General features: G+C 35.9%; 16 protein-coding genes and 1 other annotated feature. Of the genes, 6 read left to right on the top strand and 10 right to left on the bottom strand.

Translation table 11 applies throughout. From position 1 onward, the window contains the following. Positions 1-20 precede the first annotated feature (20 nt). Positions 21-1,004 carry a DUF4003 family protein gene (locus JOC83_RS12730; protein ID WP_239583501.1) on the top strand — a complete coding sequence of 328 codons (984 nt, stop codon included), beginning with the start codon at positions 21-23 and terminating at the stop codon, positions 1,002-1,004. A gap of 80 nt (positions 1,005-1,084) precedes the next feature. On the opposite strand, the gene JOC83_RS12725 is transcribed toward JOC83_RS12730, so the two are convergent. Further along, entirely contained in the window at positions 1,085-1,879 is a 795-nt protein-coding gene (locus JOC83_RS12725; protein ID WP_205187679.1) for an HAD family hydrolase, read from the bottom strand. 134 nt (positions 1,880-2,013) lie between these two features. Here JOC83_RS12725 and JOC83_RS12720 point away from each other — a divergent pair, with 134 nt between their 5' ends. Beyond that, entirely contained in the window at positions 2,014-2,994 is a 981-nt protein-coding gene (locus tag JOC83_RS12720) for a multidrug resistance efflux transporter family protein (protein WP_205187976.1), read from the top strand. Positions 2,995-3,023: 29 nt separating this feature from the next. Here JOC83_RS12720 and JOC83_RS12715 read toward each other — a convergent pair whose 3' ends face one another. The 3 genes from JOC83_RS12715 to JOC83_RS12705 form a co-directional block, all read right to left on the bottom strand. Continuing rightward, positions 3,024-3,605 carry a VanZ family protein gene (locus tag JOC83_RS12715; RefSeq protein ID WP_205187678.1) on the bottom strand — a complete coding sequence of 194 codons (582 nt, stop codon included), beginning with the start codon at positions 3,603-3,605 and terminating at the stop codon, positions 3,024-3,026. 50 nt (positions 3,606-3,655) lie between these two features. Next, positions 3,656-4,756, bottom strand: a complete 1,101-nt coding sequence (locus tag JOC83_RS12710; RefSeq protein WP_205187677.1) for a tyrosine-type recombinase/integrase — start codon at positions 4,754-4,756, stop codon at positions 3,656-3,658. Positions 4,757-5,069: 313 nt separating this feature from the next. Then, on the bottom strand, positions 5,070-5,528 hold the full coding sequence (locus JOC83_RS12705) for a GNAT family N-acetyltransferase (protein WP_205187676.1): 459 nt from the start codon (positions 5,526-5,528) through the stop codon (positions 5,070-5,072). 88 nt (positions 5,529-5,616) lie between these two features. On the opposite strand from JOC83_RS12705, the gene JOC83_RS12700 reads away from it, so the two are divergent. From JOC83_RS12700 to JOC83_RS12690, 3 genes are all read left to right on the top strand, one after another. After that, entirely contained in the window at positions 5,617-6,564 is a 948-nt protein-coding gene (locus tag JOC83_RS12700) for a D-2-hydroxyacid dehydrogenase (protein ID WP_205187675.1), read from the top strand. Between the two features lie 48 nt (positions 6,565-6,612). Then, positions 6,613-6,792 carry a hypothetical protein gene (locus tag JOC83_RS20035; RefSeq protein WP_239583500.1) on the top strand — a complete coding sequence of 60 codons (180 nt, stop codon included), beginning with the start codon at positions 6,613-6,615 and terminating at the stop codon, positions 6,790-6,792. 427 nt (positions 6,793-7,219) lie between these two features. Further along, a complete protein-coding gene (locus JOC83_RS12690) occupies positions 7,220-8,221 on the top strand; it encodes a PD-(D/E)XK nuclease family protein (RefSeq protein WP_205187674.1) in 1,002 nt (333 codons plus the stop codon). 28 nt (positions 8,222-8,249) lie between these two features. On the opposite strand, the gene JOC83_RS12685 is transcribed toward JOC83_RS12690, so the two are convergent. Both JOC83_RS12685 and JOC83_RS12680 read right to left on the bottom strand, forming a co-directional pair. Further along, entirely contained in the window at positions 8,250-9,215 is a 966-nt protein-coding gene (locus JOC83_RS12685) for a VanW family protein (protein WP_205187673.1), read from the bottom strand. A 305-nt stretch (positions 9,216-9,520) separates the two neighbouring features. After that, positions 9,521-10,135, bottom strand: coding sequence for an NUDIX hydrolase (locus JOC83_RS12680; RefSeq protein WP_205187672.1), 615 nt, complete (start codon positions 10,133-10,135; stop codon positions 9,521-9,523). Between the two features lie 188 nt (positions 10,136-10,323). Here JOC83_RS12680 and JOC83_RS12675 point away from each other — a divergent pair, with 188 nt between their 5' ends. Beyond that, on the top strand, positions 10,324-11,304 hold the full coding sequence (locus JOC83_RS12675; RefSeq protein WP_205187671.1) for a ring-cleaving dioxygenase: 981 nt from the start codon (positions 10,324-10,326) through the stop codon (positions 11,302-11,304). Between the two features lie 78 nt (positions 11,305-11,382). Here the strand turns inward: JOC83_RS12675 and JOC83_RS12670 are convergent, their stop codons facing one another. From JOC83_RS12670 to JOC83_RS12655, 4 genes are all read right to left on the bottom strand, one after another. Beyond that, the gene (locus tag JOC83_RS12670) at positions 11,383-12,009 is read right to left on the bottom strand and encodes a CBS domain-containing protein (protein WP_205187670.1); all 627 of its coding nucleotides are present in this window, start codon (positions 12,007-12,009) and stop codon (positions 11,383-11,385) included. A gap of 118 nt (positions 12,010-12,127) precedes the next feature. Further along, positions 12,128-12,589: a DinB family protein gene (locus JOC83_RS12665; protein WP_205187669.1), complete on the bottom strand. Its 462-nt coding sequence runs from the start codon at positions 12,587-12,589 to the stop codon at positions 12,128-12,130. A 17-nt stretch (positions 12,590-12,606) separates the two neighbouring features. Then, complete coding sequence (argS, locus tag JOC83_RS12660; protein ID WP_205187668.1) at positions 12,607-14,301, bottom strand: arginine--tRNA ligase; 1,695 nt, start codon at positions 14,299-14,301, stop codon at positions 12,607-12,609. Between the two features lie 43 nt (positions 14,302-14,344). Further along, positions 14,345-14,562 (bottom strand) — a binding site (T-box leader). Between the two features lie 162 nt (positions 14,563-14,724). Beyond that, the gene (locus JOC83_RS12655; RefSeq protein WP_205187667.1) at positions 14,725-15,549 is read right to left on the bottom strand and encodes a cobalamin-binding protein; all 825 of its coding nucleotides are present in this window, start codon (positions 15,547-15,549) and stop codon (positions 14,725-14,727) included. Between the last annotated feature and the right edge of the window lie 19 nt (positions 15,550-15,568).

Genomic DNA, 15,568 nt, shown 5'->3' with positions numbered 1-15,568 from the left:
AATGAAACGGAGTGAAGAAGTTGAGTACATACAACGAAAAGGTCACCCGCTATGAAGAGATTTATACAATGCTAAAGAAAAAATTCAAATGGAGCCTAGCTGATTCCCGCACGTTTATGATGGTTGCATCAATGTATGTAGTTAACAAGCGAGATTTTGATTTAGAGAGATATAGCCGCTTAAGTGATTACATTAAAAATGAGGTGGGAACCTTTTCGACCTTGAAATCACAAGAACGATTTACCATAGCTGCGATGTTAGACATCCGAACTGATTATCCTCAACAAGCCTTTCAACCATTTATCCGCATATATGAAGAGTTCGTACAAGAAGGCTTTAGTCGTAATATCTTTACCTACTTATCAGCTCTCATTTTAATGACAAACGAATCTCATAACCAACATTATCAACCTCAAATTGAACGTGCATTACAAGTTTATAAGGGAATGAGAAAAAACCACTTCTTCCTTACATCACACAGCGATTATCCTTTAGCAGTCTTATTAGCGGCTCAAGATAAAGAAATTGATCCTTTGCTTCAGCATGTCGAAACATTGTACAATCAGCTGCATGCTAATGGTTTTAAAAAAGGAAACGACCTTCAATTCCTCAGTCATATTCTATCGTTGATTGACAACCAAAATCGGTTAGTTGAGCGAACAGTTGAACTTCAAGATCGCTTTAAACAGTCAGGTTTTAAGATAAAAACGATGCACTATCCTTCCCTTGGATTAATGACGCTTTTAGATCATTCTTATCAAGAAATCGATAAAATTCAGCACGTAACTGCACTCCTAAATAAAGAGAAAGCATTTAAATGGTATAAGGATATAAACTTTATGATGGCTACTAGCTTTGTATTAAGCGAACAGCTCGATGACACAAGCTTATTAGAAACGAAAATGTACACCATTATGGAAACGATTCTTCAGGCGCAGCAAACAGCGATGATGGGTACATTAATAGCAGCAAGCGCCGCTTCGTCATCTGAAGGAGGTGCTTAACCCATAACTAAAACCCCAACTAGAAGTGCTTATGGCAAAGCGCTTCTAGTTGGGGCCTTTTTAATGACTGTAAACAGAAATCAGCTATTTGATGATAACTCTCTTAAAATCGGATATAACTGTTCTAGATGGGTAATTTCGTATGTAGGAATAACTTCATTTCGTTCTTTATTGTGACGGTTAATCCAAACCGATTTCATCCCTACACGTGAGGCTCCTAATATGTCTGTCATTAAGTTATCTCCAACCATTAAGGCTTCTTCTTTTTTGACGTTCATTTTTTCTAATGCATGCTCAAAAATCGTTGGATCAGGCTTACCACGGCCAAACGCACCTGAAATGACGATGTGATCAAAGTACGGTGCAATCTCTGGTGTAATGGATAATTTCGTGTTTTGTAAATCTGGAGAGCCATTTGTTAATAGTAGTAATTGATACGTTCCTTTTAACTCGTCTAGAACGTGGAACGTTTCGTCATAAACAAATGGATTGTTGCGACGCTCTTCTGGAAAACGTTCTGCTAATTCAGTAGCAAATGCTTCATCCTGGATTCCTAAAGCTTGAAGCCCTTTGTTCCATGCTTCTTTTCGATATGTAGGTACAATGTTTTTCATTTTACGAAAATTTTCTTCGTCATCTAAAAAATTACCCCATAGCCCTTCAAATGGATTAATACCAATCATTTGAGTAAACTCATACGTTTCATAAGAAGCATATAACTCTCTTGCCGCTTCTCGAACTGCTTCTTCTAGCTGTTCTGCATGAATGTGATACTTTTCACTTGCGTATCTACACGTCGCAACAAATGCTTCTTTTACACTTTTTTGGTCCCATAACAGCGTGTCATCTAAGTCGAAAAAAATCGCTTTAATCATGATTGACTCCCCCAATTGTTAAAAAAATTAAATAATTCCACTAGTACTAGGTTACAAGGATATATTCAATAAGTCTAGTATGATATAGTTGGAGTATGGAATTTTATTCAATGATAGGAGTGGGGGTGAGCGTTGTGCGGCCTATTTTATTAGGAATATGCGCAGCCTTCTTTTTTGCTTTTACCTTTATTTTAAATCGATCCATGGAATTATCGGGAGGCAATTGGCTTTGGAGTGCCTCTTTGCGTTACTTCTTTATGGTTCCTTTATTAGTAATCATTGTGATTGTAAGAAAGAAGATGGGAACAATGATTTCAGTAATGAAAGAACATCCCATTCAATGGTTATGGTGGAGTTTTGTTGGATTTGGTTTATTTTATGCACCTTTATGCTTTGCAGCAGCGTACTCACCAGGCTGGTTAATGGCAGGTACGTGGCAAATCACCATTATTTCAGGCTCGTTACTCGTTCCTCTCTTTTATGAAACCGTTCAAACTGTCAATGGACCAATTAAAGTGAGAGGCAAAATTCCGTATAAAGGCTTAATGATGTCTCTCATTATTTTGTTAGGGATTGTCTTGATGCAACTAGAACGAGCAACATCTCTTTCTACCCTTGACATGTTGTTAGGGTTTTTACCTGTTCTTATTGCTTCGTTTACCTATCCACTTGGAAACCGTAAGATGATGGAAGTTTGCAATGGACGCTTAGATGCTTATGAGCGAGTATTAGGAATGACTCTCGCTAGTTTACCATTTTGGATTCTTCTTTCCGTTTATGCCTGGGCGACAGATGGATTACCAAGCTCGAGTCAACTAACTCAGTCATTCTTTGTAGCTCTTTGCTCCGGTGTGTTTGCAACCGTCTTATTCTTTAAAGCGACCGATTTGGTTCGAGATGACATGTCAAAGCTAGGAGCGGTTGAAGCAACTCAATCAATCGCTGTACTATTTACACTTGCCGGAGAAGTTCTCTTTTTATCCATGAGCCTTCCATCGATGATTTCTTGGTTTGGTATTGCACTTGTGATGGTTGGGATGACTCTACATAGCTACGTATCACGATCACCTCAATCTCTGTCAATGCCGAAAAAGAAAAAGCCGCTTGAATTATAAAAGAGGTGCTAGACTAGCACCTCTTTTGTTTAGGTTATATGTATTACTTTATTAAATAACGGATACAGAAAATAGCCAAGTAATACGCCTACAACATTCAACAGTAAGTCATCAATGTCTAGGCTGCCACGACGTGTTAGATGCTGTGTGAGTTCAATGAAACAAATTGTTAAAGTTGATAATAAAATCATTTGTAAAACGGTTCTTTCCTTTCGTCTTCCCCACAATCCATAAGGAACAAATAAACCAAGGTTAGCAGCAAGATTATAAAATGCAACGAGCGGGCTAACAGCTCCAGAGAAGTAAAAGAAAATGGTTGTAAATGGGATCAGATTGATTGATCCGTATTGTTGCTCGCTCGGTCGAAAAAATAATAAAACGAGCAAGCCGATTGTATAAATCCCTACTAGAGCTAAAAAGATTTGATAAGATAGAAAGATTTCATCCTTTCGAATCGCATACACACCATACGTAACAAGTAATGTCATACAAGCCCACACAACGAGTAAAACCATTGGATGTAAATAAGCGAACAACTGAATAAATACAGGTAAAAAAAGAAGAAACAAGCCTTGAGACACCATAACTGAAACAATAAAAGATTTCTTCATCTGTTTTCCTTTTTTATTTATTTGTTTACATAATTAAATTATGGTAACTTTTATCGATAACCTGATTGTTTAAATGCATCATACACACTTTCTTCTTGCAGTTTCTCTAAGTAAACATTCGTTGTTGCAATGGACGAATGACCCACAACTTGCTTCACAACGGCTAATGGCACATCGTTTGCTAAGCTGTTTGTAATAAAGCTATGTCGGAACCAGTGCGGAGAAATAGACGGATTGGCTTGAACATAATAAACCGCTGACTTCACCGCTCGATATAACGTGGTGTATGATAAACGCTCTTTTTGTCCCGTTCGATAGTAATCTTTTATCCGATAAAACAAAGGCGTTGTATCAAAAGGATGAAACGTCGTGCTCTCATCGAATGATTGACGATAATCCATCAAACTTTCTTTTACTTCCTGAAAAATAGGAATGGTTCGTTCCTTCTTTCCCTTCCCGATTACATCAGCAATCACATTGCCTCGTCGATCTTCTCGAAAGCTTCCCCAATTTAAGCTAAGTAATTCACTTGAACGAAGACCACTTAAATAGAGTAACTGACCGATTAGACGATTTCGCATTTGATACTGCCGTTGATATTTAGTGGATCGTACAACCCGCTCAAGACCTTGAACAATGACTTTTGCTTCTCGTTCACTGAGTTCGCGAAATTCAGTTCGATTTTTTTGCTCTTCTTTTTTATCACTATAATGACCTTTAGCAATCGTTGGCTTTTCAATCCAAGTGGTATACAGCGTTGCATAAAAATGGGTTTGATGCCCAAACTCTAACAATCGTTTAAAAAATTCTAACTTCCGAGCAGCGGACCGATTGGCATACTTTTCAGTCATCACTTTATTAAATAGCTTTACTTCCATAAAGCCAATTTCCTTCAACGGAATCTTTTGCTCATAAAAAAAGGTTAAAATGGTTCGCATATCTTGATTGTACGATCGAATCGTATGGGGGGATAATGATTTGCGTAATACCTTTAATGAGAAAAATAATTCAACAAACTCCTCGTCTGTCGCATGTGTTAAATCTAAATCATTTTCTTCATTAATAAATTGTCTAGACTGAAATTCTTGTTTGATTTGTTGAAAAGATGTGGATGTGTTTTTTAAAAAGGTTGATTGCTGCGTTAAATCCAATTTATTCACCTACTTTTAATCGAAACATATGTAAAATACACCCAAACTCACCAAACGGTTCAGAATGCTTAATTTGAGTCATTTTTTATTTAGATACCTATTGCATTAAGTGTTATTCAAAATCGTCATTTTACCCTATTTAAAGAAGACGTTTTTTGATAGAAAAACAATAATCATCCATATATTGGGATAATAGAAGCATTTTTCTCTGTTTCTTTTACTTTATCATACTAACGCTTGATAAGATAGTGTTATCTTGCGTTAGTATGATAAAGTATTTTGGAATGAAAAAAACCTTCAACAAGAAGGTCTGTTACTGTTTTTTATGAACGTAACACACGTGAGACGATTTTTCATAATAAGCTGTACGTTCAAAGCCTAATGATCGATAGAACAAATCTCCTTCACGTGAATCAGTTGATAACACAATTGTAGAATAATAGTTTTGAGCATAATCCATAATGGTTTGAACAAGCTCTGTACCTATTCTTTGTCGACGATAGCTTTTCATTACATAAAATTGTCGCAGCCTTCCAACCTTCTCTTCCTTTGAATAAGGATTTCTGTTAATTCCTCCAAGCGCAATTAACCGTTCCTCTTCATCATATACACCAAACAATGCTTCTCCTCGATTTGTAAAACGATTGATTCCGCTAAAGTATTCATTCGCTAAACGGTCAATCAATGAATACCCTTCATTCATACTTTCTTGTAAAAGAGGAGCAATTTCGTCATATACCAGTTGAGTCATCACATCAATTTTTATATGCATTGTTCATCCCTTCTTTTACCATATTAGTAAGAAGCTCTATCCATTCTATGGTAAAGTAAAAGAAAAGATTACGAGAAGGAGCTTACAAATGACAAAGAGAACACTACTTATTACACAAGATGTGCATTCATTTTTAGATGTGATACAAGAAGTCATACCGGACTGGGACATTATTATTGGGAAAGACCCTTCGATTTGGAAACCTTACGTATCACAAGCCGAGATTATAGCAGGGTGGAAAAAAGAGATTCAAAACGTACCTCCTCACTTAAAATGGCTGCAAACATGGAGTGCGGGTGTAAACTCTCTTCCTTTATCAGAGCTCAATGAAAAAGGAGTTTCCGTTACAAGCGCAAATGGTGTGCATGCCTTCCCTATTTCAGAAACGATTTTTGCTTTGATGCTTTCATTAACGAGAAAAATTCATACATATGTCAAACAGCAGCAAACGAAACAGTGGCACCACGCTGGATTAAATTTAGAACTTCACGGTAAAACGATTGGGATTATCGGAGTGGGAGCTATCGGAAAAGAAACCGCTAAAATTGCAAAAGCATTTGGAATGAAAACACTAGGTGTGAGACGTTCTGGTGAACAGACAGAATACATCGATCACATGTATACACTTAATCATTTAAATGATATTCTTCCTAATTGTGATTATGTTGTGGTTACCTTACCGTTAACAAATGAAACGTATCACCTTTTTACACGTGTACAATTTGAACGTATGAAGTCTTCTGCATTCTTTATTAATATTGGACGAGGAGCGCTTGTAGCTGAAGAAGAATTAACAGAAGCTCTTCAAAAAAGGGAAATTGCCGGTGCTGGGTTAGATGTGTTTGAGCAAGAACCACTTCCATTAGAGAGTTCACTTTGGGAGTTAGAAAACGTCATTGTAACGCCACATACATCAGGAGATACGCAATATTATGATGAACGCGTCATTCATGATATTTTCTTACCAAATTTAAAACAATACCTTCAGCATAAACCGTTAACAATCAATCTCTTAGACTTTAAAAAAGGATATTAAATTTATCTTATATCACTTATTTATAAATCAATGGTAGGAGAATTGATTATGAACGAATTATATACGGATAGATTAAGATTAATTCCGTTGGACACTGAAAATCTAACATTATTCATTAATGATATCCCGAAACTCCAAGATGTTTTAAGTTTGGAAAAGGTAGACGTATTTTTTGGGGAAGAAATAAAAGACGCTATGAAATACAGGTTATCAAAAGTGGTTAATTGATCCATCTCATTATGTTTGGCACACTAATTGGCTCATAGTTTCAATGGCACTCAATACCCTAGTATGTGGAATCATGTTAAAAGGTCTGCCTAATGAAAACGGTGAAGTAATTATTGGTTACTTTATCATCCCTCATCACCAAGGCAATGGATATATGACTGAGACCATTAAGGAATTAACATCCCTAACGTTATGCGGGTTCTTGCTGATACAGGAAAGGATAATAAAGCTTCAGACAAAGTATTAGAAAAAAATGGAGCAGAGTTATGTAAAGAAACTGAAAGTTTATATTTTTGGGAGCTATCTAAGAAGAGTCATATCGGTTAAACAACAAATTTTTAAGATTATAAGGATTTGAGCAAATCGATTGTTTTTAAAAAATACAGGAAAATATGATTTGCTTCACGTATCTATATAGAGAGACTAAATGAGTGACTGGATTGCACATCAAGACCATACAAACAATGCAAAAAATGAAAAGGACGTGAATCACTTGTTCGAAGTAAAAACGTTCCCTGATTTTTCATGGTCTTACTCTCGTCATAAAATGTTAATGGAATGTGCAAAAAGATATGGATATCACTACTATCTCTCTCACAACGGATGGCTTCATAAGAGCTCTTCATTAGCCAAAGAAGCATATCGATTAAAAAAGTTAGTTAACCTTCCAACCTTATTTGGTCAACTTGTTCATGAAGAGATCGAGCATGTCATTGAAGATGTTTTTAAAACGGGTGTTATTCCACATGCAGCAGAACTAGAACATCGAATTCGTTTGCAGTTAAGAAAAGCATTTCAACAATCTCGAGATCAAAAAGAACAATGGATGGAAAAACCTAATCATTATCAAATGCTATTTGAAATGTATTACCATGGTCAATTAGTGGAAAAAGAGATTGAAGATATTCATCAAAAACTCAATGTCTGTTTAAAACACTTTTTACTAAGCAAATCTTTTCAAGAAATCATCAAGAAAAAAGACGTAAACCTCTTTGAATCTGAACGATTTCGTTCTATGGTTGTAAAGGGAGTTAGAGTATATGTAATCATGGACTTGATGTATCAAGATGAGATCAATAAAAAATGGGTTATTATCGATTGGAAAACCGGTAAAAGGTCAACCGATGATATAGGACAACTTTCTTTATATGCCCTTTATTTAATGAATGAGTTAGAGGTCAACATTGAAGATATCGAAATTCGAAATGAGTATTTGTTAACAGGTGGTTGTCATACATATCAGTTAACAAAAAATGAAATTGACAATACGGTTGAACAAATGGAAACGAGTATTGCCTATATGAAACATTATCAAAAAAATGAAGAAACGAACGAACCTGTTTCGTTTGAACAATTTTTAGAAACATCTCAAGCGTTTCGATGCATAACGTGTAACTACAAAGAATTATGTCAAAAAGCCGCTCATTAAAATCAGTCTTTAATGAGCGGCTTTTTGATTATAGATAACGTTGTGCTGTACGGACTTCTATAGTTAGTGTACCTTGCGCTTTATTCATCACTGTTTTAATAATGACTGGATAATCTTGGGGGTTCATAAATTTATAGTCAGGTCCACCCCACGAAACAGTCGCATCTCGTCCTGCTGGAACATAACCAACTTCCTTTGAGTGATGTGTACGAGTAACCGTTTTTAATCCTGCTGCATCAACGGCATTAAATAACGTTGAAGAAGTTTGACAAATGCCTCCTCCAATGCCCATCACTAATTCCTTTTCTACAATTTCAGGTGCAGGCTGATATCCTCGTTCAGGAGTACGTTCTCCAACAATATCATTATAGGAAAAAGAATCTCCAGGACCTAACACGACATTTTGGATCGCTTGAGCAGATAGTTCAATATTACGTGTACGCCCCGTATCACTCCCATTAAACTTTGTCGTGTATGTTCCAACCACTACTTCATTAACGCCTTGAACCGCTTCAGCCGTTACGTTTGGGGTTGTTTCATAAATAGGAACATTCACATCAAAACGTTCAAGCGTTAAATGCTGTAAGTTTTCCATCAATTCTTTTTCTTTTAAAACAACACGCTTTTGTCCACCAGTTAATTGACCACTTGCATCTAATCGAACGTTTTGCATCGATTGATCATATTGTGTTGCTAATTGTTTTGCTAGTTTTGTAATGTCTTGTTTGTACACTTTTTCATCGTTAAAGTTGATTGGATCATATTGTTGAATAACTTGCCCTGTACGCGAATCTTTTAACTGATATGTATAGTTCGCAGGCGTTGGTACAATTGCTTTTGGAACTACTTCGACTACCTCTTCAATAACTTCTTCACTAATTTGCTTTGTCGCTTCTACTTGTTTAGGAAGTGAATAGTTTTTATACATGTCGTATACCAAATATGCATTCAATGAGACCGAAACAATTAAAAGTGACCCTAGAATTTTTTTCATATGGTCCCCCTTATCTTCGTATGATAAATCTCTATATGTCATTTTTATCACAAATATTTCAAACACCTTACAATTTCACTATTATATAAGAATTTACAGATGTTAGCTATTAAAACTAGAAGAATTTTAGTAGATAAACACATTTTTTCAAAAAAACACAACTTTTCACATAAAAAAACAAATACCTTATCATACTAGAGAACTAGATAAGTAGGGAAAAGACGCAAGCGGTGTTAGCAATCTCGTTTTATCACCGCACATCTAAAAAGGAAAATCTCTCCCTTTTTAGATAACCTTTTTTATTATCAATCGATAACTTGTAAAAAATGATGGAGAATTTTAGCTGTTAGTCCCCAAATAACTTTATCGTTATAATAATAAAAGTATTCATCCATCGCACGAGTTTGCCAATTGTATTCTTCTCCATTCGCAATAAGATGAAAGGGAAAAGACGCTTCTGGCTTCCCTTGAAATTGGACTTTGTATCGCTCAGGTGGTGTTTGTTTGAAATGATTAAGTGGAACCGTAAAGACTTCTTCCACTTCTGTAGGGTTAGGAGAAAAAGAAGCGATGTTTTGTAAAACGCCTACATATGGATAAATAATGGTTCCAAACGGTGAAATCATATAGTCAAGCGGCTGAACATCTTTAATTTGCTCTTGTTTAATACGTAACTCTTCAATCGTTTCACGAATTGCGGTATATTTTTCGTTTGGATCCGTTGCATCGACTTTACCACCTGGAAAGCAAATTTCACCTGGTTGTCTTCTCATGTTTAACGCTCTTACTTCAAATAAAACATGGAGATCATTCTCTTTTTCAATTAAAGGTACTAGTACAGAAAACCGTTTAAATGTTTCCATTCCTAAAAGTCGAGGTGTATGACTTTTTAATTTTTGATTAATTTGGTTAATATCCATTTCATTACACTTCCTATTACATATGTACATTTCATTGTTTTATTCTGTTATTCCTTATTTTACCCAAGTTTTACGTATCGTACCATCAAAAAACACAAACAGTCAAAAATCTCAAATTCATATATCTTGAATAAAGGATAATAATGAGTTATAATGTTATCAAGATATAACTAAGGAGGCTGTTCGTTATGAGCTTAAAGTCATTAAAAGGACAACATCATGTGTCCGCTATTACAGCAAACGCTCAAAAAAACTATGAATTTTATACACAAACGTTAGGCATGCGCTTGGTTAAAAAATCGGTCAATCAAGATGATACATCTGTTTATCATTTATTTTATGCGGACGAACGAGGGAATCCAGGAACAGATTTAACATTCTTTGAAATCCCAAATGCTGGGCAAACACATCACGGAACTAATAGTATTTCAACCATTTCATTGCGAGTGGCCAATGATGCCTCTCTTCTTTATTGGAAACAACGATTTGATCAATACGGTGTTGATCATGATGATATTTCTCACACAACAGGACGTGCGGTTTTATCCTTTCGAGACTTTGAAGGTCAGCGATTATCGCTTGTCTCAGATGAAGGAAATACAGGAGTAAAAGGTGGTAGCCCATGGAATAAAAGTCCTATACCAGCCGAACATGGTATTCTTGGGTTAGGTCCTGTGACATTAACAGTCTATCGACCAGAGTTAACTGCAAACGTATTAACTGATTTATTAGGCTATCGAGAAGTGCGCAGTTACCCCGCTCTTGTTCAAGGTCAAAGTGAAATTCGCGTGTTTGAAACAGGTGAAGGTGGTACAGGTGCAGAAATTCACCTTGAAGGTCGAAAAGATCTTCCGAGTGAACGTCCAGGTCGTGGAAGTGTTCACCATGTAGCACTCCGAGTAGAAGATACCGACGAATTGAACAAATGGGTTGAGTTGATTACTCAAGCAGGACTTCCGAATTCAGGATTTGTTGAACGATATTATTTTCGTTCATTATACTTCCGTGATCCAAACGGCATTTTATTTGAGCTTGCGACAGATGGACCTGGGTTTGAAAACGACGAATCATTTGAGCACTTAGGTGAAACGTTAGCCTTACCTCCATATTTAGAAAATCAACGCGAACGTATTGAAGCTAACTTAAAGCCACTTCCTACAGAGCAATAACTTTTTTAGTCGTCAGGTTATGCAGCATAACCTGACGACTCTTTTTTATAAAAAAAACTAAACGTACAGCTAATAAGTTTACGTATGATTAATCGTTTCACGATCAATGACACGAAAGCCTTTATGCTCAACTTTACGAATAATGGTTGAAATTTCCTCTTCTGATGTTGAAAGTGGTAACGTTATCGACGTACGTCTAAATAGCTTTGTTCCGTTATCTAACGACAGTACTCCTTCAATGTTAAATGCCTTTAGTTCATCTAGTAACGAGTAGAGAGATCCTCGACGGTCTGTACCTGCAATGGTTAAATGAATGCCTCCTGTTTTTACACCTAAAGCGTCCTCTAAGACTTCCATCACTTTTGAATGTGTTAAAATCCCCAGTAACTGCTTTTTTTCCACAACCGCTAAAAACGGCAATCGTTTAATGGTTAAAAGTGCCTTAACAAATGATGTATAAGGCGTTACAAATGCATCTTCATCCGAAACGATTTCTTTAATAGAATCCGTAAGTGAACCATTTTGCTCATATATATATTCTTTCACATCAATTTTATACACCAATCCGACAAAATTCGTCCCATTCACTACGGGTACACATCGATAGCCACTTTTTGTTAAGACTTCAAGTGCTTCGCCAACCGTCATGTCATCGGTACACGTTACGACGTTTGTTTTCTGAACATATAATGATTTTACTTTCATATACATGCTCCTTTTCTTAGTATCACGACATAAAGTTTCATGTTCGTTAATTAAACATATTGATAAATACTAAGAAAATGCCTGGCTATAAAAAATAAGACAATAAAGATAAATGACGCTATTCAAAAAGCGGAAAATCAGGATCTTTTCCATTAAGAACAAGATAGAAATGAAGTTGTGAGCGATGATGATAGAAATGATTACTAATTTCTAACAACCAATCAAACCGCGTATATGAAACACCCCAGTAAGCCTGTTTCTTCTCTTGTAACATGTCATCGGTCATTCGGTGATAGATCATAGCCACTTCTTTATACCCTTCTTTTAACGTGGTTCTCATTTCCTTTAATGTTGTAGGAGAGTACGTTGTATAAAAGTCATTCATTTCTGCTTCAGTTGCTTCTGTTGAAATAAGATAGTCCGCTTTTATTAAAAGAGACAAGTGAGATAAAAGTTCTCGCAATGATCGTTTCCCTTGAATTGGTCTCACATCTAGTTCTTCTTCATTTAATTCTTCCATCATCGTTAAGACGGTTGAAATCGCAACGCTTAGTTGGTGTAGTACGCCATGGACATACATATTTTTTTCCTCCTTCTCTATATTTCACGAGGAGCTTCAATCCCAAGCAAGCGTAATCCTTCTTCTAAGACAATATGAACTGCTTGCACAATAGCAAGACGTGAATGCTTACCATTGGTTTCCTCTAAAATTTTTACTTCAGCATAATATTTATTAAATGCTTGTGACAAGTCAATCACGTATTTCGCAATTTGTGAAGGGTCATGATTGTGAACAGCTCGTTTAATAATAGTTGGAAATAACCTTAACTGAGTCACAATATTCCACTCTGTTGAACAAGTAATCATGATCGAGCATTGATTAACTTCGTCTTGTGCGTGTGCCTTACGTAAAATTGAATAAGCTCTTGCATTCGTATATTGTACATAAGGTCCTGTTTCTCCTTCAAATTTAATCATATCTTCTAAAGAAAATTCAATATCATTCATGCGATCATTCTTTAAATCATGAAATATAATAGCACCTACCCCTATTTTCTTTGCCACATCACGTTTATTCTTCAAATTTGGATTTTTTAATTCAATCATTTGTAAAGCCATATTTATAGAATTGTGTAATACTTCTTCTAATAGAACAACTTTTCCTTTTCTTGTAGACATTTTCTTGCCTTCTTTTAACATCATGCCAAAAGGTACATGAATAAGGTCGTTTGCCCAAGAGTAGCCCATCTTTTCTAACACTAGTTTAATTTGCTTAAAATGAAGACTTTGTTCATTTCCAACAACATATACCGATTGTTGAAATTTATATGTGTTGTGTCGATATAGAGCGGCTGCTAAATCTCTTGTGGCATATAAGGTCGCTCCATCTGCTTTCTTAATTAAACAAGGCGGAAGCCCTTCATTTTCAAGGGATACAATTTGAGCAGAATCTGATCCGATGAGGAGCTGCTTCTTTTCTAGTAATTGCACGACATGTTCCATCTTATCATTATAAAAAGCTTCACCTGCATAGGAGTCAAATGAGATAGACATTAGTTCATAAATACGAGAAAACTCTTTAAGCGATTCTTCTTGAAACCATTCCCACAGTGTCAGTGCCTCTTTATTACCGTCTTCTAACTTTTTAAACCACTCTCTCCCTTCCTGTTCTAGTTGCAAATTTGTCTCCGCTTCTTCATGAAACTTTACATATAATGAGAGTAATTCTTTAATAGGATTCGCTTTTACTTTTTCTTCATCACCCCAGTGCTTATAAGCTGCAATAAGCTTCCCAAACTGTGTTCCCCAATCCCCTAAATGGTTAATTCGTACAGTTCGATACCCAATTTTCGTGTATAAGTGGGCTAATGAGTTTCCAATTACAGTAGATCGTAAATGTCCCATTGAAAAAGGCTTTGCGATGTTAGGAGATGAAAAATCAATTGTAACTGTCTCTTGCTCACCAATAGTAAGATTTCCATACTCATTCTTTTTAGTTAAAATTTCGCCAATGACGTCATTAGCTAACGTATTTTTATTTAAAAATACGTTAATATAACCACCGACCGCTTCTACTTTCTCAAAGAGTGGAGATTGAAGTTGCTTACTCATGTTAGAAGCAATAATAGAAGGAGATGTTTTCTTGATTTTAGCTAACGGAAAGCACGGAAATGCCAAATCTCCATGCTCAGCATATTTTGGTTTTTCAATTGCTTGCAAAATCGTTGACCACTCGACTTCTTCTGGAATATGGGACTGAAGAGCTTTTGCAAACTCTTTTTCATACTTCATGTTTTTTCCTCCTTTCTATAACAAAAAGCTCTCGTCTCTTTTACTAAGAGACGAGAGCTTTTAATTCCCGCGGTACCACTCTAATTGTTCAGGTTGAACCATCTTTTTATTTGGTAACGAGGTAACGTCCCCCGGCATACTCTACTGTTTTCAAGTAAGCTTCTCAAAAGTGCGCTTCATGTTCTATTCTACATCAGGCTTTCACCATCCCTGACTCGCTTTTGTATCCTAAAACATTACTCTCTTTTTCATAGAATTTGTTGTTCTTATTGAAATATTATATCTACTATACTATATTTCTCAATGATTTCAATATTTAAATTCATTTTTTGGGTGAATATCTTTTTATTCTAGTATCTTCTTAAGTTTCCAAAGCATATTAATGGAATTGTGCAAACGCTAATGAAACATACATTTTTCACCCTAAAAACGTTTTATTTGTTCTAATAAAACATCTTCACCTTCAAAGTTTGGAAAAGAGTTTGGATGTATCAATGCAGCTAACTTTTGTAATCCTGTAAGGAGCCGAGGAGATGGACGGCAATATAGCCATTCCTCTAATACGTGAATAGATTGAGTTTTAACCGCATGCATGGATTCCCACTGAGGTCTCTTATATACTATATTTGCATTTACTTTTTTTGTTTGAACACCTACCCACGCTAAACAAATATGATCCGGATTACGTTTTCTGACTTCTTCCCAGTCACTTTGTACACTTGCTTTAGAATGATCTTGAAAAAGGTTTACACATCCAGCTAATTCACTAATTTCCGTTAGCCAGTTCGCGCCACCTGGTGTAAATACAGGCTTTGGCCACCACTCCCAATAAAGAGTAGGCTTTGTTTTAACTGCATAAGAAAGCTGGCGATATGTATGGATGGTCTGGTTATATCGTTCAACCACTTTTTCTGCTCGATTTTTGACATGTAGAGCTTCACCTAATAAAAGAAGACTATCAGCGATTTCATCTAATGAGTTTGGATTTAATACGATATAAGGCAACTTACGCTTTTCTAATTCTTCAATGTTACGTTCCATGCCAGGAACACTTAGCGAAGCAATAATTAAATCTGGTTTAAGCTCTTCTACAGCATCCATATTGATGTTTAAATCAGGTCCAAGTCTCGGTAAATGTTGAACTTCTTTAGGCCAATCTGAATAATCATCGATTCCAACTAAATAATCGAGACACCCTAAATAAGCTAGCAGCTCTGTATTACTCGGACATAAAGATACGACTTTCATTTTCATCAACTCCAATTAT

This window comes from Priestia iocasae (genome assembly GCF_016909075.1).
Classification (GTDB): Bacteria; Bacillota; Bacilli; order Bacillales; family Bacillaceae_H; genus Priestia; species Priestia iocasae.
This window is presented reverse-complemented; position numbering and strand designations above follow the sequence as displayed.